Raw genomic sequence first — 17,855 nt, 5'->3', positions numbered from 1 at the left:
GCTAGCGCCCGTTTTGAGGTCGCGGATTTTAACAGATTACGCGGGGTAATTCACATGTTATCTCTTTACTTAAAAAGAAATGTATTTTCCATTTTCAATTCCGTCGATCGTCCAGTTTCCTACGCGGTAGCGAATCAAACGCAAAGTGGGGTAGCCCACGTGCGCGGTCATTCTGCGTACTTGCCTATTTCGACCTTCGCTTATTGTGATGGAAAGCCAGCTTGTAGGAATTGACTGTCTAAATCTTACTGGAGGATTGCGCTCCCAAACGGCGGGTTCGTCCATGCGTTTAACTTTGGCTGGGCGGGTCATACCGTCTTTGAGTTCAACACCATTTCTAAGGGCGTTTATTGCCGCATCATCAGCAATGCCCTCGACTTGAACCCAGTAAGTCTTGCTCGTTTTCGCTTTCGGGTGGGCCAACTTGTGCTGAAGTTTACCGTCATTAGTTAAAACCAACAGGCCCTCAGAATCTCTGTCTAACCGTCCAGCAGCATATACATCAGGCACATCAATGTAGTCTTTCAACGTTTCTCTGCCGTCTGCATCGGTGAACTGAGAGAGCACTTGAAAAGGCTTATTAAACAAAATTACTGTGGAAGGTGAAGCCATTTAAATTACCGAATATTAACCAAGAACGTACCTATTTTAACATGCACTCATGAGTTTTTGCGCACAGAAATCTGACGGCTTGCAGAAGTCGCAAAATGCAGAGTTTGTCGATAAATTCGGTGATCTTATATGTTAAGACAATGGTATGACTTGTAACTGAAACTTTCGACCCTATACTAATGGACGCAGTCGATACTATAAGGCTGAGCATTCGTACGTTTATTAAGCAGTTATCGGTAGGGAACCACGTTTCACGCGCCAGAATTGGCACACATGAGACGTGAAGCAGCGATAGAATGGAGCGTAGTAAAGTACGACGACGAAAACAGCAAGTGGCTAGGTACTGAGGGTTTAAACACCAAAGGTATTTAGTGGAAAGCATCAATTACGTATCGCAATGACTATGGGCGCAATATAAATATATTGCGAGTTGTTGCGACCCAATGGACTAAAAACGGTAGTACGCTGCCGACAAAATTGAGGTATATAATGACCAAGTCTAAGATCATCTACACGAAGACTGATGAAGCGCCAATGCTGGCGACTTATTCATTGCTTCCTATTATCCAGAAGTTTGCTGCAGCCGCAGATATTGACGTTGAACTAAGCGATATCTCGCTAGCTGCACGTGTATTGGCAAATTTCCCTGAGTATCTTTCTGAAGAACAAAGAGTGCCAGACGCGCTAGCTGAACTGGGTGAGATGACCCAAGACCCAAATGCTAACATCATCAAGCTTCCAAACATCAGTGCCTCAATACCTCAGCTTCGCGCAACAATTAAAGAATTAAACGCCAAAGGCTTTAACGTTCCTGCGTTCCCTGATTCACCAAAAACTGCTGAAGAAGAAGACATTCGCGAACGTTACGGTAAGGTACTAGGTAGTGCGGTTAACCCTGTACTGCGTGAAGGTAACTCAGACCGTCGTGCACCGACAGCGGTTAAGAACTATGCCCGTAAGCACCCGCATTCAATGGGTGAGTGGTCTCAAGCGTCTCGTTCGCACGTAGCGCACATGCGCGGTGGCGATTTCTACTCTGGTGAGAAATCTGTGACGGTTGAGAAAGACGGTCACGTTAGCATCGAATTTACGGGTAAAGATGGAAGCAAGAAAACGCTTAAACCGCGTGTAGATTTACTCGCTGGCGAAGTTATCGACGGCATGTTCATGAGCAAAAAAGCGCTTTGCGAGTTCTTCGAAGAGCAAATCGAAGATGCGAAGAACACCGGCGTTCTATTCTCATTACACGTAAAAGCGACCATGATGAAGGTGTCTCACCCAATCGTATTCGGTCACTGTGTAAAAGTATTCTATAAAGACCTATTCAACAAATGGGGTGACCTGTTTGAAGAGCTTGGTGTAAATCCAAACAATGGTCTTGGCAGTGTTTACGACAAAATCGCAAGTCTGCCTGAAAGTCAGCGTTCTGAAATTCAAAAAGATATCAACGCATGTTATGCAGACCGTCCGCCAATTGCGATGGTTAACTCTGACAAAGGTATCTCTAACCTTCACGTACCAAGTGACGTAATTGTTGATGCATCTATGCCAGCAATGATCCGTAACTCTGGTCAGATGTGGGGTCCAGATGGTAAAGCGCACGATACCAAAGCGGTAATTCCTGAAAGTACGTATGCAACCATTTATCAAGAAGTTATCAACTTCTGTAAAACACACGGTGCGTTTGACCCAACCACTATGGGTACGGTACCTAACGTTGGTCTAATGGCGCAAAAAGCAGAAGAGTACGGCTCGCATGACAAAACGTTTGAGTTAGAAGCAGATGGTACAGTGTCAATTGTTGACCAAGACGGGAACGTACTTATTTCTCACGATGTTGAAGAAGGTGATATCTGGCGTATGTGTCAGGTGAAAGATGCACCTATTCAAGATTGGGTTAAGCTAGCGGTAACACGTTCACGTCAATCTGGTATGCCTGCAGTATTTTGGCTAGACGACGAGCGTGCTCACGATGCGCAACTTATCAAGAAAGTTGAAAAGTACCTTCAAGACCACGATACAAATGGTCTAGACATTCAAATTATGTCTCCTGTTCGTGCTATTCGTTACAGTATGGAACGTGCAATTCGCGGTCTAGATACTATTTCAGTAACCGGTAACGTACTTCGTGACTACCTGACTGACTTGTTCCCAATTCTAGAGCTTGGTACAAGCGCTAAAATGCTGTCAATTGTTCCATTGATGGCGGGCGGCGGCCTTTATGAGACAGGTGCAGGTGGTAGTGCTCCTAAGCACGTTCAGCAATTTGTAGAGGAAGGTCACCTGCGTTGGGATTCACTGGGTGAATTCCTTGCACTAGCGGTATCGCTTGAAGATGTTGCTATTAAACACAGCAATACAAAAGCAAAAGTGATTGCTACAGCGCTTGATAAAGCTACAGAAAAACTGCTTAACAACGGTAAATCGCCGCTTCGTAAAGCTGGTCAGCTAGATAACCGTGGTAGCCACGTTTACCTAGGTTTGTATTGGGCTGAAGAAGTGGCCAACCAAACGGTAGATGCAGACCTAGCTGCGCAGTTTAAGCCTATGTTTGATGAGTTATCAGCGAAGGTTGATGACATCCTGGCTGAGATTGATGCAACACAAGGTAGTGCGCAAGAAATTGGTGGTTATTACTACCCAGATGAAGACAAGCTTTTCGCTACTATGTCTCCAAGCAAGACATTAAAAGCTATTCTTGAAGCTTAATGGTTACTGAGTTCATGACTACCTTAACGTAGTCATGCTCATTGCAAGGTAGTTATTGCAAAGTAGCTATTGCAAAAAAACTATGAAAACCCTGCGGTTGAAAAACTGCAGGGTTTTTTATTTCCAACAAAAACCTTTGATAACTTATATAAAAATATACGCACACGTGATTAGAACGCACTGTAATTGCAGTAAACGCTTTATCTAACGTTACTTATTTTGGTTGAGTTGTGTGCTTTTTTTGAGCGACATTAGGTAATGATAAACAAATTTGTACCATTAAATTAAATTTAATAACTACCGAAATGGGCATCGATGCAGATAATGCTGATAGGGAAATTTAGAACAAACAAAACCTATGGCACTTAAAAACGCCATAAATAGGGTGACAGAAAAGCAAAAGCCCGGCTTAGAAAGCCAGGCCTTTAAAATTCTTTCTTAACGCTCAGGTTCTTCTTTGAAGCCAATGTTCTCAGCATGCAGCCCTTTAGGGCCTTGCTGTACTTCGAACGTTACTTCCTGACCTGCTTTCAACGAACGGTAACCTTCCATTTGAATCGTTGAGTAATGAGCAAAAATATCTTCACCACCGTCCTCTGGTACGATAAACCCAAAACCTTTCGCGTTGTTAAACCATTTAACTTTGCCAACCGCCATACTTCGACTTCCTCTTAATCCTTGAACTCACACGTATATGCCCCCATTATAGATCCAGAGACACAGTGGCCAGACCGTTTATGAAAATTCATACTCAAGGCCACTATCAAAATGTAGATTTTTTAACCATATTATGTCAAGGACAAATGTGAATAAATTTATTCAAAAGTTTGTACACATATCTGTCATGAAACCACTATTATTAAGTTATGAGTAAAGACAACGCTATTAGTATCGAAAAGGAAAAACAGAAAGACGCGCAGCGACAAAAGCCGCAGCCGCCTCCCATGTATAAAGTGTTGTTGAACAATGACGACTATACACCAATGGATTTTGTCATTGAGGTACTCATGCAGTTTTTCAATATGGACGCTGAGAAAGCCAACCAACTTATGCTGACCGTTCATTATCAAGGAAAAGCCGTGTGCGGCATTTTCACTGCTGAGATAGCAGAGACGAAAGTAATGCAGGTAAATCAATATGCACGCAAGCATCAGCACCCGCTGATGTGTACGATGGAGCAGGCATAAGGTATTTTGTAGAGGGCGAGCAATATGTTAAATAAAGAATTAGAACAAACGCTAAATAGTGCGTTTGTATTTGCCAGAGAGCACCGTCATGAGTTTATGACGGTTGAGCACTTGTTGTTGGCACTGCTTGATAACTCAGCTGCTCGTGATGCACTCAAAGCTTGTGGTGCGGATATAGAAGCGATTAAAAGTGAGCTTCTCTCTTTCGTGAAAGATACCACGCCACTGATTCTAGATGACCAGATTAACGAGCGTGAAACACAGCCAACGTTAGGTTTTCAGCGCGTACTTCAGCGTGCTGTATTCCATGTACAGTCGTCAGGCAAAGATGAAGTAACGGGTGCTAACGTACTTGTTGCTATCTTTAGCGAGCAAGAATCGCAAGCGGTATACATTCTCAAAAAAGCGGATGTTACTCGTTTGGATGTTGTTAACTTTATTAGCCACGGTGTAAGTAAAGCCGACGATGATGAACCTGTAAATCCAGAAGCCTCTGAAGAGGGCGAAGCTGGCGAAGAAAGTGGTTCAGCGCTTAGCAAATACGCCACTGACCTTAATCGATATGCTAAAGATGGAAAAATTGATCCGCTCATTGGCAGAGATTCTGAAGTGGAGCGTACTATCCAAATTTTATGTCGCCGACGGAAAAATAACCCGCTATTGGTGGGTGAAGCCGGTGTGGGTAAAACGGCTATCGCCGAAGGGTTAGCGTATCGTATCGTCAATGACGATGTGCCAGAAGTTATTGCAGAAAGTACAGTGTACTCACTGGACTTGGGCGGTCTGTTAGCGGGTACAAAATATCGCGGTGACTTTGAGAAACGTCTTAAAGCTATTTTGAAAGAGTTGGGCAAAGACAAAAACGCTATTTTGTTTATTGATGAAATCCATACCATTATTGGTGCTGGTGCCGCATCGGGCGGTGTAATGGACGCATCGAACTTGCTTAAACCGAAACTTTCTAGTGGCGAATTGCGCTGTATTGGTTCAACGACTTATCAAGAGTATCAAGGTATATTTGAGAAAGATCGCGCACTCGCTCGTCGCTTCCAAAAAGTGGACGTGACTGAGCCAAGTGTTAGCGATACGACGAAAATTTTGTTAGGACTAAAAAGTCGCTACGAAGAGCACCATAATGTGCGTTTCACACAAAAGGCGATTCAAGCTGCTGCTGAATTGTCAGCTAAATACATCAATGAGCGTCACCTCCCTGATAAAGCAATAGATGTTATGGATGAAGCGGGTGCCAGTCAGCGCTTGTTGCCGCCGTCAAAGCGCAAGAAGACAATTGGGGTAGGCGACATTGAGCAGATCATAGCTAAAATGGCGAGAATTCCAGAGAAGTCTGTATCGGCGTCTGACAAAGAGGTACTTAAGAACCTAGGGCGTAACCTTAAAATGGTGGTATTTGGCCAAGACAAGGCCATTGAGACCCTTAACGATGCAATTTTATTGTCTCGCTCTGGTCTTGGTACAGAAACTAAGCCTATAGGTAGCTTCTTGTTTGCAGGTCCAACGGGTGTGGGTAAAACCGAGGTCACACAGCAGCTCGCTAAAATCATGGGCGTGGAGCTCGTTCGCTTTGATATGTCTGAGTACATGGAGCGTCATGCGGTGAGCCGCTTAATAGGTGCGCCTCCTGGCTACGTAGGATTTGATCAAGGTGGTTTGTTGACGGATGCAGTCATTAAAAACCCGTATTCTGTGGTGCTTCTAGATGAAATTGAGAAAGCGCATAGCGATATTTACAATATTCTTCTTCAAGTTATGGACCATGGTACGTTAACCGACAATAACGGCCGAAAAGTGGACTTCAGAAACGTAGTGCTTGTTATGACTACCAATGCTGGTGTTCAGGAAACCGTACGCAAGTCTATTGGCTTTAAACAACAAGATCATAGCCACGATGCAATGAGCGAAATCAACAAGGTATTTACCCCTGAGTTCAGGAACCGCTTGGACGGTATTATTTGGTTTAATCACCTTGACTCAGAGGTTATCCTGCAGGTTGTAGATAAGTTCATTATTGAGCTACAGGCGCAGTTAGATGCTAAAGGCGTGTCGTTTGAAGTAAGCAGTGCAGCAAGAGCTTACCTTGCTGAAAAAGGCTACGACAAAGCGATGGGCGCAAGACCTATGGCGCGTCTAATTAAAGATGAGCTTAAGAAGGAACTGGCCAACGAGTTATTGTTTGGTGAACTGGCGAAAGGCGGAAACGTTAAAGTTGATTGTGTAGAAGACAAACTGACGTTTGAATACGCAGGTGTGGATGCTACTTCAGAAGAACCTGAGCCGAGTTAATCGCCACAGCAATGCAAATGTATAAAAGGGGCTAGCGTTTGCTAGCCCCTTTTTTGTGCATTTCACTATGCACAAAAAAGCCCGGCAATAGACCGGGCTTTTAACAATGCGTTACCGCTTCAATGGCTCATTATCTTGCGCGATAAACGATACGACCTTTGGTCAAATCGTAAGGAGTCATCTCAACGGTGACCTTATCGCCAGTAAGAATTCGGATATAGTTCTTACGCATTTTACCAGAGATGTGCGCAGTCACTACGTGACCGTTTTCTAGTTCAACGCGGAACATAGTGTTAGGTAGTGTGTCTAACACAGTACCTTCCATTTCAATACAATCTTCTTTTGCCATGTAAAGCAGTTACCTCAGTAATTCAAAATTTTTGCCGCGCAGACCTTACCCAATCTTGGGTTCAGTGTAAAGTAATTAATGTATTTTCAGCTAAATAGTTTAGAAAAGCACACTAATCCGCGCTTGGTCAGGGTTATGGGTTTGTTGTTGAAATAAGCTGCCATTGATTATCAACAAATTGCTCAAATGGCAGAAACTTGTGTTTGTACGACATTTTTTGGCAACCTTCCACGTAATATCCTAGATAAAGATACTGATGCCCCAACAATTGCGCCTGTTCAATTTGCTGCAATATCATCCAGGTACCTAACGAATGTCGCTCGTAATCAGGGTCGAAAAATGTGTACAGTGCCGATAATGCCAGTAGTTGATTGTTTTCGTCGATAACGTCGGTCACAGCAACGGCAATAAGCTTGTCTCCATCATACGCTTCTAGAAAGTGCGTCTTCATCCAATCACACAACACGAAATTGTCGAACTGGTCCTGCGAAGGAGGGTACATACTTCCGTCAGCGTGACGCTCGGTGATATAGCGTTCATACAGCGGATAATATGATGCTGCTGGTGTGTTGGCGAACTTAACCGAAAATGGTTTGTTGCTTTTCAGTATGCGCTTTTGACTGCGAGAGGGGGTAAATGCATCTACTGGAATTCGCACTGATTTACATGCTTTGCAGCTAGGGCAATGTGGCCGGTAAATTTGTTCACCGCTGCGTCTAAACCCCGCTTGAATAAGTTGAGCATACCGCCACGATTGAAAATCATTGTTTTCAGCATACACAAGTAATTGTTCTTGCTCTTCAGGCAAGTAACTACACGTAAATGAATGTGTAATACCGAACTTCATGGCGTAATAACCTTTGGTTGCCACCTTGCTAGGTAATCAGGCGATAGTGCGCCTTCTTCAGTTAAAGTGTGGTTGTTCTTCTGCAGTTTTTCAACAAACTGACCCCGCGAAACACTTTTTGCACCCAAAGACATCAAATGCTCCGTTGGCAACTGACAATCTATAAATGCCATGTTCTGCTGTTTCATATGTTCAACTAAGGCTAGCATGGCCAACTTAGACGTATTGCTCTTTGCATGGAACATTGACTCACCACAAAAGACTTTGCCTATTCCTACGCCGTATAAGCCACCGACCAGATCATCGCCATCCCATACTTCTACAGAATGCGCTAAACCCAAAGTGTGTAAATGCTTATACGCATCCACCATATCCTCTGTAATCCACGTGTCGGTTGATAACCCATCATTATTAGGGCTTTTGCGTGAAATAGACGAACACGCTTCAATCACTTCTTCGAAAGCATGATTGAGCGTCACAGGATATTGTTGCTTACGAGCCAGTTTTCGCAGACTCTTACTAGCAATGAAATCATCCAAGTCAATGATTGCCCTTGGATCGGGCGACCACCACAAAAGTGGTTCATCATCGCTAAACCAAGGAAATATGCCTTGAGAGTATGCTGAAAACAACCGAGGGGGACTAAGGTCCGCACCAAACGCTAGCAAGCCATTTGGATCGCTCAAAGCAGTGTCTACAGGAGGGAAGGGAGCACCTTCTTCAATATAATGTAAAGCGATCATAAGTCGGTAGGGGCCCTGCAAACTACAGGGCCAAATTACAGTTTTTAACCTTGTTCTGGCATAAATCCATCAAGGAATTTTTCTGCGTCAAGCGCGGCCATACAGCCCGTTCCCGCAGATGTTATTGCTTGGCGGTAAATGTGATCACTCACGTCACCAGCGGCAAATACGCCCTCTACACTGGTTTGCGTTGCATTACCGTTTGTACCGCTGTTAACCACGATATAACCGTCTTTCATCTCAAGCTGACCATCGAAAATGTCGGTGTTCGGCTTGTGACCAATCGCTATGAAAAGACCCATTACATCAAGTTCTTCAGTGGCATCGCTGTTTGTGTCTTTAATGCGGATCTTGGTTACGCCCATTTCATCACCAAGTACTTCGTCAAGGGTGCGATTAAGGTGTAAAACAACGTTACCGTTCTCAGCTTTGTCACGAAGACGCTGCTCAAGAATTTTCTCACTTCTAAAGCTATCTCTTCTGTGGATCACATGAACTTCAGAGGCAATGTTTGATAAATAAAGCGCTTCTTCTACCGCTGTATTCCCACCGCCCACAACGGCTACTTTTTGATTGCGATAGAAGAATCCATCACACGTTGCACATGCAGACACACCTTTGCCCATGAACGCTTGCTCTGACTCCATACCAAGGTATTTCGCCGAAGCACCTGTTGCGATGATAAGCGCATCACACGTATACGTACCACTGTCACCGTACAAGGTGAATGGACGTTTGGTTAGGTCAGTCTTGTTGATGTGGTCAAAAATGATTTCGGTATCAAATTTTTCGGCGTGCTTTTGCATGCGCACCATTAGGTCTGGACCAGTAAGTCCTTCCGGGTCGCCTGGCCAGTTCTCCACTTCAGTAGTGGTAGTAAGCTGTCCGCCTTGTTGAATACCAGTTAGAAGTACAGGTTCTAAGTTAGCGCGTGCCGCGTAAACTGCAGCTGAATAACCCGCAGGGCCTGAACCCAAGATAAGTAGACGGACGTGTCTGCTTTCTGCCATTTTCGTCTCCAAATAATTCACCCAAGCGGGCTACTTTATTAAATCTCTTAGAACGCTAGGTAAGGGCAATCATGATTAAATCAACCTTATCACTACGTTTCTTTTTGTTGTTATACATTAAAGGCAGCTATGATGCCTTTTAGCGATGAAAATGTCACTCAAAGAGTAGTTTCTCTTTTAGAGCAAGTTAGTCTTTGATGTATGCTTTTTTGCTAAAACAATTACCATTGCCCTTATTTTTACGACGAACAAACGGCGTTAAATGATACGCTCACCAATGAAATTAAACTTCTGTTAGGTTTCTGTGTCTTAAGATAAGTAGGCGTATAAAACCCACAAACAGTCTTGTATTAGCCCAAAAGACGATTACAATTTGACTTAGGAATGGTGATAATAAATTACGCATTCTTTTTGGTTATGCATGATTTTAGGCGCAGAGGTGAAGCATGTCTCAATCGGTGATGACGTTGTTAAAAGATGGACAGCAATACATGAAGACATGGCCTGTAAAGAAGGAGCTATACGCTTACTTCCCTGAGTGTCGAGTGATTGCAGCAACCAAGTTTGCCATTAAAACCATGCCGCCGGTTGCCATTGTGTCCTGTGCGTTACTATTGCAAAATCTTGGTGTGGAGTATTTGCCGCAGACAATCGCGATTGGTGCGTTTTTTCTAAGTCTTCCCATGCAAGGATTGTTGTGGCTTGGGCACCGTTCAGACCAGTATCTACCGCCCCAGCTTAAAAGTTGGTATCAGGATATTCATTCCAAAATGCGATCTCAGGGATGTAATGTTGCATCAATTAAGTCTAAGCCAAAGTATAAAGAGCTGGCTCACCTGCTAAAAACGGCGTTTAACGACTTAGACAGTGTATTCACTAAACACTGGTTCAGCTAAAGCGCTCAACAATGGCCAATATGGTTAATTGTGTGTCGCTTTAAATGCGCGTTTATCAGGCGCTCGTGCGCTTAAGTATACCGTTGCATTTTTTACAACGATACTGAGCACCCTTAAGAATCTTATTATGCCTTCTAATAGTAAGCGCGTAGTTATCGCATAAGCAGTGGTATTTTACTGTATTGGTTGTGTTTCCTATATCAAAACTATGCGTCGTATTTGGCATGCACCCGAAAACCTGCTTCATGATAGCTTGCCACTCGATGCCGTGAGGTTTAACTTTTCCATATAATTGCCAAGTTAACAAATGGCTTACTTCGTGAGGAACAACATCGCGCAAAAAAGCGCTGGTATTGTCTTTGTAAAGTAGTGGGTGAAAGTTAATTCTGTTTTGCTGTAAAAACGCGGTACCTGCGTTCTTTCCAGAGCGTCGATAGCTAATCGATGGGCGAGGGAAGTGTTTGTCGAAGAATCGTTCTGCACGCTCGTAACAAACAAAAACAGCGTCTTGTATATCTTGACGCTGCTCTGGTGATAAATCATGTGTTGCGATGTTTTTTTACTCTACAGATTAGGTCTATTGGGTAACCGCTAGCTGATAAAAGCTTAACGGTTACCCTTTTTAAGGCGCTATTTTACATCGCAAGGCAAGCAAAGCACATAGGTACCTTTCGGATCGTTTAATTTGGTCACTGTGCTTACTTCATTGAGAACGCGTTTTAGTTCATTGACCAACGCAGTGTCTGTATTTGCAAACTGCCATTTACCGACTACTGCCATTGCTTGTCCGAAAAATTCTTTCCAGAATATTTCCTGAGCAGAAAGAGTACGCTGTACATAGAAAGTATCGAAGTTTTCAAGTTCAGCCATTTCTGCAGCGGCGGTAACGGCATCATCTAAAGTGCCTAGTTGATCGACAAGTCCTAAGTCAATGGCATCACTACCAATCCATACGCGGCCTTGTGCTACCTTATCAACCTCTTCAACAGGCATATTGCGTGCGTTTGATACCAGTGATAAGAAATTGCCATAGGTGTTCTCGACATTGCGCTGAAGTATTTGACCAAACTCTGGCGCAAGGGGGCGGGCCGCAGAAAAACCAGTAAGTTCTGTAGAGCCTACGCCATCACTGTGGATACCTAAGTAATCCAGTGAATTTTCGTAAGTCATAAACATGCCAAACACACCAATTGAACCGGTAATGGTGCTAGGACTAGCGATAATGCGATCGGCACTTGCTGCAATCCAATAACCACCTGATGCTGCGTAGGTGCTCATTGAAGCAATAACCGGTTTGCCAGCACGCTGAAGCTCAAGTACTTCCTGACGTATAATCTCAGAAGCAAACGCGCTGCCTCCCGGCGAATCGATTTGTAGTACGACAGCTTTAACATTGTCGTCAAAACGCGCTTTGCGCAATAACTTCGCCGTGCTGTCACCACCTACCGTGCCCGCTTTTTGGTTACCATCTAAAATAGTACCTTTGGCGACGACAATCGCGACTTTATCGATATCGTTGTTAACCACTGGCATCGGTGGGTTAACCACCTTCAAGTACGTGTTGAACGCGGTGTAGTTAATACCAAGTTGATTTTCATCCTTGCCAACTAACTCAACAAGTTCTTGGCGTACTTCTTCACGGGTTTTAAGTGCATCTACCCAGTTGTATTCAAGCGCGTACTGAGCAAAGTCGCCGCCGGCCGCTTCGAATTTATCCAACAAGCCTTGTAGCGTTTCGTCAAAGTTAGCCTCGTCGATACCACGAGCTTTCGCAACGTCTGCTTTATACTGTGCCCAGTAGCCGTCTAGCCACTGCTTTTCGGCACGCTTAGCGTCTTCTGACATGTCGTTACGCATTATTGGCTCTACTGCCGACTTATAAGTTCCTACACGGAAAATGTGTGTAGTAACCTTGAGTTTTTCCAGCATATCTTTGAAATACATGCCATAACGACCGTAGCCTTCAAACATGAGACCACCCATAGGATTTAAATAGATATGGTCGGCGTGGGCAGCAAGATAGTATTGGTCCTGAGAAAAGTAATCACCAATTGCATACACTGGTTTCTCAGACGTTTTAAATTCATCTATAGCGTTGGCAACAGTGCGCAATTTATCTAAACCACCGCCACGAAGACCCTGAAGGTCAAGCACTAACGCTTTAATACGGCGGTCTTTCTGTGCATTTTCTAGTACTTTTACTACATCGCGTACGAGTACTTCCGGGTTTTCAGGTTGGTCACCCAACGACTCTTGAATGAATTGCTCGAAAGGGTCAACGCTTTCTTTTTCAATTACCAATTGGCCATTGAGTGTTAGAAATAGCGCGCTGTTTGATTTCACGGTGAGTTGATCACCATCTTGGCTAGTAATGGCGATGATAAGACCAACAAAAATAACCAAAAAGATGATGTTAAAAAACAGTTTGCGGGTAAAGTTTAGCACCGTCCACAAGCCAATAAACAAGGATTTCGTCCAACTTCCTTTGGCTGCCATAAATCACTACCTTTTCTAAATTTAATCAATGAACTCTTGCTGCTTTGGCGCAACGCGTTCAGCGTATAAACGTATATAAGCCTATTATGTTACCGAAAACGAGTAAGATCGCGAATTTAATTGTAACTTTTTATTTGGCGCTATTACTTTTCTCTCTTTTATCCTCAATCCATTTGGCGATGAGTTGTGCAATACGTTTGTGGTCGTTTTCGCTTAGCGTTAACAATAGGTTACCTGATGTTTTTTTATATCCTGTTTTTTTGTGACCTTTTTGCATTATTCGCAAAAACGGTGAATGCTTATCGTTTTGAGATGAAAGATTTTTCATAAACCACCGTTCTTTTAAAGTATAAATACTTATAAGGATAACAATAATGATAGGCCTATATACACGAGTAGTTAAAAGTTTACGACACGCAGACGGTATACCACTCCTTTTGTTGCGACTTTATTTAGCACCAGTAATGATTCAAGCGGGTTGGAATAAAGCTTCAAGCTTTGAAAGTATTGTAGAGTGGTTCGGCAATGAGGACTATGGTTTGGGCCTGCCTTTTCCAATGGTGTTAGCATTTTTGGCCACAGCTGCTGAACTTGTAGGTGGCGTGCTAATTTTATTTGGTGCATTAACACGATTAGTCTCTATCCCTTTAATGATAACGATGGTTGTTGCCATGGTGAGTGTGCACGCAGAAAACGGCTGGTTAGCAATTGCTGATGCGTCGTCGTGGCTTGCTGACGGTACCATTCTTCACAGCGAAAGTATTTTATCTGCACCCGAAAAACTCGCGGCGGCCAAGTCATTGCTTCAAGAATACGGAAATTATGACTGGCTGACTTCCAGTGGTAACTTTGTAGTGCTAAATAACGGGATTGAGTTTGCTGCAACATATTTTGTCATGCTGCTTGTTTTGTTTTTCTACGGTGGCGGTAGGTACGTTAGTGTTGATTACTTTTTTACACCACCTAATAGCGAACGCTTCGAATAGATAAACCTTGATAAAGACCGGAAATTTCTGGTCTTTTTTATTGTGCAGTCGTAGGATCATTACAGCTAGCGCGAGTAAACCTTTGCGGTACGTCCTTAACGCAAAGCCCAACATTCGCGAATTTAAATTACACTATTTTACAGCTGGAGGTTGCACGTGGATGCATTAACCCTACTACTTAACAGAAGCTCTCAGCCCAGATTGTCAGCACCAGCACCGAGCGGTGATGAACTTGAAAATATTATGCAGGCAGCGCTTAGAGCGCCTGATCATGCGTGTTTAACGCCGTGGCGATTTATTGTCTGTGAAGGAAAAGGGTTAGACAAGTTAGGTGCGCTCTACGAGCAATCTGCTATTGAAAACGGAAAGTCACAAAAAGAAATTGATAGGGCTGTTCAGTTACCTCATCGTGCACCTATGGTGATAGTGGCTATTGCTAAGTATCACGAGCATGAAAAAGTACCTCGCGTCGAGCAGATAGCATCGGCCAGTTGCAGCGTAATGGCAATGCAAATGGCAGCTGTAGCGCAAGGTTTTAATGGCATGTGGCGCACAGGTAGCTACGCGCAATGCGATACCGTAAAGAACGGTTTTGGTTTGGCAGAAGACGATGAAATAGTTGGGTTTTTATACCTAGGTACGCCAGCATTTGAGCCTGCCCCTAAGCCACAACGAAATACACAAGACTATTTTGAATATTGGCGTTAAGTTTTTTTACATGTAGTTTTAGTTGCAAAGTGCGCCGCTCTTAAGCGGCGTGTTTTTTACTGTCACGTTCTATTAAGAAATTTTCTTAAATCGACTCGGCATAATGGCGTAAATGACCGAACATATTGTTATTACAATGAACGAATGAATAATAAGGCCTACTGAATTTAACGCGTCAGGCTCACATTGTGTTTTAAGGACAGAGCAGAAAAGAAACTCCACAGTAAACGTAGACATGATAGCTAATCCGACTATCGCTAAGTAGCTGAACAACTCTCTTAATTTTAGGGTCACGATGACTAATAAAATGACTATTACTGGCACACCCATAATTAATAATGTTTGCATCTTCTTTCCTTAGCTTGTTATTTCACCGGCATTCCATAAGCTTTTGATATTAACTTTTTATATTCTTCCAATGAAGGTAGCCCAACTTCGGCTCTTCTACTGTCTACGTTATCAATATCGTAAATTGGGTCAAACACTAACTCACCATTTTCAATATTTAACTGAGTACCATACATTTGTTGTTTGTCTTGATGAACCAAAACTCGGTCTGTTAAAAGCGCAAGCTCTTGACCTGAAATGCCTTCACCATTTAAGTATGAACGTTTTATCAGAGGGAGCATTTCTTCTTGAAAAGCAAAATCAGGCGAGTGTTGAACAATCAGAAAAGCAGCGTTAACGCCATCTTTGCCTACTGATTTCTCAGTTACCCATGAGTGCTTTTTAACGATAGCTTTTAGTCTTGCGGTGTTTTTGCTGTCAACTGAGCGCATCTTTTCGAGTAGCTCAAAAGGTGCATTTTCCCACCCTATGCGAGTTATCTCGTTCCTCACTGTTTTATCTGCTCTGGCCATGGATTGAAGTTCTTTTTGCAATGGAACATTCAATGCACCTAAACAATTAAATGAGAAAAAAAGAGTGAGAAGAAAGATACGCATTGCTAAAGTCCTTTTTTAGTACGTCGTTAATCGGTCGGCTACACAATGCACAAAAGAAAGAAGAAAGGGAAACTTTGTTTAGTCGTACAATCAAAAAGCGAGGTAATGGCGGTCACATAAAACCTCGCTTTTCTTGTTAGCATGTTAGCGTAGCGTTGTAGCCAGCAAACTTTCTAATGTTAATAACTCTATCGTTATCAAGTAGCCAGTATTGGCCTTTTATGCCTTTTAATACACCTGAAAAGCTTGGATCTTTGTCCAGGTTAAGTGATTTAATTTTTACCGGATAATCATTAACAGGGTAGTGAATATCATGGGTAGTGGTTGTCACTTCGCTAACAGCTTGTAAACCTTTCTCTTGCTTTAGTGCGTCTAAATTGGTAGCAATTTTTTCAAGTAATTCTTGTTTTACTTGCAGCAAATCTACATCTTCCGGCTTACCTTTTAGCATTGTTCGCCAGTTTGTTTTATCTGCAATATGCTCTTTACACAGCGTCTCAACAAGCCCGCTGGTTAATCTGTCAGGTACGCGTAACATTACTGTTGCCTGTGTTGCGCCTTGGTCCATCCAGCGGGTCGATACACCATCGGTGATTTGTCGCGTAATTCCTACTTTAACCGTGCCAGTATTCGCCAAATAGACAAAATGCTCGTTAAAACAGTGTGCTTCGCCCCATTCAGGTTCACGGCATGTTCCTTCATGATAGTGGCATTTCTCAGGCTTGATGATGCAACTGTCGCATTGTGCGAGTGAAATTAGGCAAGGGTAACAATAGCCTTGGTTGAAGCTTTTTTTGGTCTTGCGGTTGCAATGTACACAGTTTATTTCGCCGTTGTACGTGAGTGATATTTCATTGCCTATTAGTGCATTAATATCAACATTCTCATCGCCTATGGGCAGTGTATAGTGCACGTTATTATTATCGTCTGCGTGAGTGTGCATTTTACGCAATACGCCAGTATAGGTTGTTGTCACAGTATTACCTTCGTTATTCGCTTAGCTCGCCGCGCAAGTTTTGCGTGAGCTTTTCAATGATTTCTTCAAAAGACAAGCCTTTGCTGAGTAAGTAATGCAGCTTCGCCAATGCTGCCTCTGGTGTCATATCGCTGCCTGACAATACGCCGACTTCTTGTAATCCATGACCCGTAGCATATCCCCCCATATTTACGCGACCACGCATACATTGGGTGCAGTTAAGTACAGGTATTTCGCGCGCTTTCGCATACTTTAGCTGTGCAATCAACTCAGGGTTTTGTGGTGCATTGCCTACACCATAACTCAGTAAAATGAGTGCATTGACAGGTTGCTGCAGCGTATTTTTAATTACCTCTGGAGCAATGCCCGGGTAAAGACTTACCATTCCAATCGGTTGTGCTTTAACGTTAGACACCGTGAGTGAATTGGATGGGGTAGTGGCTAGCTTTCCCGATTTAATGCGAATGTTAATACCAGCCTCGAGCAATGGTGGGAAGTTAGGTGAGTCAAATGCACTAAATCCATCGGCGTCCACCTTTCTACTGCGGTTTCCGCGTAGTAAACGATTGTTAAAAAATAGACCGACCTCAGCAATAGGGTAGTTCGCTGCGACATAAAGCGCGTTTAATAAATTAACCTGACCATCTGAACGCAGTTCGGCAAGTGGTATTTGCGAGCCTGTCACAATAACCGGTTTTGAAAGGTCTTCTAGCATGAAACTGAGCGCCGATGCGGTATATGCCATGGTGTCAGTACCATGCAAAATGATAAAGCCGTCATAGGCATCATAGTTTTGCGCTATGTCATCGGCAATACGCTGCCAATCGGACGGGTCCATATCAGACGAGTCTATGAGATTGTCATACTCATGAAGCGTAAACAACGGCATTTCTGGGCGATGGAATTCAGGCATGTTTTTAAGAGTATCTGCCAAAAAGCCAGCAGCAGGGACGTACCCTTGCTTCGAAGGCTTCATACCGATGGTACCGCCAGTATAAGCAATGTATATGTGTTTGCGCATTGAATGCCCTTAGCGTTAACGAGGGAATAAACTTTTAAGACGGGCATTCTAACAACCCGAATTAGTTTGT

The 17,855-nt window shown here is 43.4% G+C and carries 19 protein-coding genes; 6 read left to right on the top strand and 13 right to left on the bottom strand.

All coding sequences use genetic code 11. The annotated features are described in order from the left end of the window. Positions 1 to 69 precede the first annotated feature (69 nt). Positions 70 to 612: an rRNA large subunit pseudouridine synthase E gene (locus JN178_RS11195; RefSeq protein ID WP_202261646.1), complete on the bottom strand. Its 543-nt coding sequence runs from the start codon at positions 610 to 612 to the stop codon at positions 70 to 72. Positions 613 to 1,101: 489 nt separating this feature from the next. On the opposite strand from JN178_RS11195, the gene JN178_RS11190 reads away from it, so the two are divergent. Continuing rightward, positions 1,102 to 3,321 carry an NADP-dependent isocitrate dehydrogenase gene (locus JN178_RS11190; RefSeq protein WP_202261645.1) on the top strand — a complete coding sequence of 740 codons (2,220 nt, stop codon included), beginning with the start codon at positions 1,102 to 1,104 and terminating at the stop codon, positions 3,319 to 3,321. A 438-nt stretch (positions 3,322 to 3,759) separates the two neighbouring features. On the opposite strand, the gene cspD is transcribed toward JN178_RS11190, so the two are convergent. Next, complete coding sequence (gene cspD / locus JN178_RS11185; protein ID WP_014949330.1) at positions 3,760 to 3,978, bottom strand: cold shock domain-containing protein CspD; 219 nt, start codon at positions 3,976 to 3,978, stop codon at positions 3,760 to 3,762. A gap of 209 nt (positions 3,979 to 4,187) precedes the next feature. Between cspD and clpS the strand changes: the two genes are divergently transcribed. Both clpS and clpA read left to right on the top strand, forming a co-directional pair. Then, on the top strand, positions 4,188 to 4,508 hold the full coding sequence (gene clpS / locus JN178_RS11180) for an ATP-dependent Clp protease adapter ClpS (protein WP_014949331.1): 321 nt from the start codon (positions 4,188 to 4,190) through the stop codon (positions 4,506 to 4,508). A 24-nt stretch (positions 4,509 to 4,532) separates the two neighbouring features. Next, entirely contained in the window at positions 4,533 to 6,809 is a 2,277-nt protein-coding gene (clpA, locus tag JN178_RS11175) for an ATP-dependent Clp protease ATP-binding subunit ClpA (protein WP_202261644.1), read from the top strand. 130 nt (positions 6,810 to 6,939) lie between these two features. Here the strand turns inward: clpA and infA are convergent, their stop codons facing one another. From infA to trxB, 4 genes are all read right to left on the bottom strand, one after another. Continuing rightward, positions 6,940 to 7,158, bottom strand: coding sequence for a translation initiation factor IF-1 (gene infA, locus JN178_RS11170; protein ID WP_014949333.1), 219 nt, complete (start codon positions 7,156 to 7,158; stop codon positions 6,940 to 6,942). Positions 7,159 to 7,291: 133 nt separating this feature from the next. Beyond that, positions 7,292 to 8,005 carry an arginyltransferase gene (locus JN178_RS11165; RefSeq protein ID WP_202261643.1) on the bottom strand — a complete coding sequence of 238 codons (714 nt, stop codon included), beginning with the start codon at positions 8,003 to 8,005 and terminating at the stop codon, positions 7,292 to 7,294. Continuing rightward, positions 8,002 to 8,748: a leucyl/phenylalanyl-tRNA--protein transferase gene (gene aat / locus JN178_RS11160; protein WP_202261642.1), complete on the bottom strand. Its 747-nt coding sequence runs from the start codon at positions 8,746 to 8,748 to the stop codon at positions 8,002 to 8,004. Before aat ends, JN178_RS11165 begins: the two co-directional genes overlap by 4 nt. A gap of 44 nt (positions 8,749 to 8,792) precedes the next feature. Beyond that, positions 8,793 to 9,758 carry a thioredoxin-disulfide reductase gene (trxB, locus tag JN178_RS11155; RefSeq protein WP_159625795.1) on the bottom strand — a complete coding sequence of 322 codons (966 nt, stop codon included), beginning with the start codon at positions 9,756 to 9,758 and terminating at the stop codon, positions 8,793 to 8,795. 446 nt (positions 9,759 to 10,204) lie between these two features. Between trxB and yfbV the strand changes: the two genes are divergently transcribed. Then, a complete protein-coding gene (gene yfbV / locus JN178_RS11150) occupies positions 10,205 to 10,654 on the top strand; it encodes a terminus macrodomain insulation protein YfbV (protein ID WP_202261641.1) in 450 nt (149 codons plus the stop codon). Between the two features lie 55 nt (positions 10,655 to 10,709). Here the strand turns inward: yfbV and JN178_RS11145 are convergent, their stop codons facing one another. The 3 genes from JN178_RS11145 to JN178_RS11135 form a co-directional block, all read right to left on the bottom strand. Further along, positions 10,710 to 11,168, bottom strand: a complete 459-nt coding sequence (locus tag JN178_RS11145) for a SprT family zinc-dependent metalloprotease (protein WP_202266040.1) — start codon at positions 11,166 to 11,168, stop codon at positions 10,710 to 10,712. Between the two features lie 116 nt (positions 11,169 to 11,284). Continuing rightward, positions 11,285 to 13,150 (bottom strand): signal peptide peptidase SppA, encoded by a 1,866-nt coding sequence (sppA, locus tag JN178_RS11140; protein WP_202261640.1) that lies wholly within the window; start codon positions 13,148 to 13,150, stop codon positions 11,285 to 11,287. A gap of 130 nt (positions 13,151 to 13,280) precedes the next feature. Further along, positions 13,281 to 13,478, bottom strand: coding sequence for a hypothetical protein (locus JN178_RS11135; RefSeq protein ID WP_202261639.1), 198 nt, complete (start codon positions 13,476 to 13,478; stop codon positions 13,281 to 13,283). 46 nt (positions 13,479 to 13,524) lie between these two features. Here JN178_RS11135 and JN178_RS11130 point away from each other — a divergent pair, with 46 nt between their 5' ends. Further along, a complete protein-coding gene (locus tag JN178_RS11130; RefSeq protein ID WP_202261638.1) occupies positions 13,525 to 14,136 on the top strand; it encodes an HvfX family Cu-binding RiPP maturation protein in 612 nt (203 codons plus the stop codon). Positions 14,137 to 14,292: 156 nt separating this feature from the next. Then, positions 14,293 to 14,844 (top strand): NAD(P)H nitroreductase, encoded by a 552-nt coding sequence (locus tag JN178_RS11125; protein ID WP_202261637.1) that lies wholly within the window; start codon positions 14,293 to 14,295, stop codon positions 14,842 to 14,844. Positions 14,845 to 14,916: 72 nt separating this feature from the next. Here JN178_RS11125 and JN178_RS11120 read toward each other — a convergent pair whose 3' ends face one another. The 4 genes from JN178_RS11120 to ansA all read right to left on the bottom strand — a co-directional run bounded on the left by JN178_RS11120 (position 14,917) and on the right by ansA (position 17,785). Continuing rightward, entirely contained in the window at positions 14,917 to 15,192 is a 276-nt protein-coding gene (locus JN178_RS11120) for a hypothetical protein (RefSeq protein ID WP_202261636.1), read from the bottom strand. Positions 15,193 to 15,209: 17 nt separating this feature from the next. Beyond that, positions 15,210 to 15,788, bottom strand: a complete 579-nt coding sequence (locus JN178_RS11115) for a DUF6624 domain-containing protein (protein WP_202261635.1) — start codon at positions 15,786 to 15,788, stop codon at positions 15,210 to 15,212. A gap of 136 nt (positions 15,789 to 15,924) precedes the next feature. Continuing rightward, the gene (locus JN178_RS11110; RefSeq protein WP_202261634.1) at positions 15,925 to 16,764 is read right to left on the bottom strand and encodes a DUF2797 domain-containing protein; all 840 of its coding nucleotides are present in this window, start codon (positions 16,762 to 16,764) and stop codon (positions 15,925 to 15,927) included. Positions 16,765 to 16,777: 13 nt separating this feature from the next. Then, positions 16,778 to 17,785: an asparaginase gene (ansA, locus tag JN178_RS11105; protein WP_202261633.1), complete on the bottom strand. Its 1,008-nt coding sequence runs from the start codon at positions 17,783 to 17,785 to the stop codon at positions 16,778 to 16,780. Positions 17,786 to 17,855: the final 70 nt, after the last annotated feature.

Source organism: Alteromonas sp. KC3 (assembly GCF_016756315.1).
GTDB lineage: Bacteria > Pseudomonadota > Gammaproteobacteria > Enterobacterales > Alteromonadaceae > Alteromonas.
Note: the sequence above shows the minus strand (reverse complement) of the source record. Positions and strands in the feature narration are given on the sequence as shown.

What these genes read in the sequence shown, in the direction of transcription:
- JN178_RS11195 (WP_202261646.1), bottom strand. Translation starts at nt 612, where the DNA reads ATGGCTTCACCTTCCACAGTAATTTTGTTTAATAAGCCTTTTCAAGTG.
- JN178_RS11190 (WP_202261645.1), top strand. Translation starts at nt 1,102, where the DNA reads ATGACCAAGTCTAAGATCATCTACACGAAGACTGATGAAGCGCCAATG.
- cspD (WP_014949330.1), bottom strand. Translation starts at nt 3,978, where the DNA reads ATGGCGGTTGGCAAAGTTAAATGGTTTAACAACGCGAAAGGTTTTGGG.
- clpS (WP_014949331.1), top strand. Translation starts at nt 4,188, where the DNA reads ATGAGTAAAGACAACGCTATTAGTATCGAAAAGGAAAAACAGAAAGAC.
- clpA (WP_202261644.1), top strand. Translation starts at nt 4,533, where the DNA reads ATGTTAAATAAAGAATTAGAACAAACGCTAAATAGTGCGTTTGTATTT.
- infA (WP_014949333.1), bottom strand. Translation starts at nt 7,158, where the DNA reads ATGGCAAAAGAAGATTGTATTGAAATGGAAGGTACTGTGTTAGACACA.
- JN178_RS11165 (WP_202261643.1), bottom strand. Translation starts at nt 8,005, where the DNA reads ATGAAGTTCGGTATTACACATTCATTTACGTGTAGTTACTTGCCTGAA.
- aat (WP_202261642.1), bottom strand. Translation starts at nt 8,748, where the DNA reads ATGATCGCTTTACATTATATTGAAGAAGGTGCTCCCTTCCCTCCTGTA.
- trxB (WP_159625795.1), bottom strand. Translation starts at nt 9,758, where the DNA reads ATGGCAGAAAGCAGACACGTCCGTCTACTTATCTTGGGTTCAGGCCCT.
- yfbV (WP_202261641.1), top strand. Translation starts at nt 10,205, where the DNA reads ATGTCTCAATCGGTGATGACGTTGTTAAAAGATGGACAGCAATACATG.
- sppA (WP_202261640.1), bottom strand. Translation starts at nt 13,150, where the DNA reads ATGGCAGCCAAAGGAAGTTGGACGAAATCCTTGTTTATTGGCTTGTGG.
- JN178_RS11135 (WP_202261639.1), bottom strand. Translation starts at nt 13,478, where the DNA reads ATGAAAAATCTTTCATCTCAAAACGATAAGCATTCACCGTTTTTGCGA.
- JN178_RS11130 (WP_202261638.1), top strand. Translation starts at nt 13,525, where the DNA reads ATGATAGGCCTATATACACGAGTAGTTAAAAGTTTACGACACGCAGAC.
- JN178_RS11120 (WP_202261636.1), bottom strand. Translation starts at nt 15,192, where the DNA reads ATGCAAACATTATTAATTATGGGTGTGCCAGTAATAGTCATTTTATTA.
- JN178_RS11115 (WP_202261635.1), bottom strand. Translation starts at nt 15,788, where the DNA reads ATGCGTATCTTTCTTCTCACTCTTTTTTTCTCATTTAATTGTTTAGGT.
- ansA (WP_202261633.1), bottom strand. Translation starts at nt 17,785, where the DNA reads ATGCGCAAACACATATACATTGCTTATACTGGCGGTACCATCGGTATG.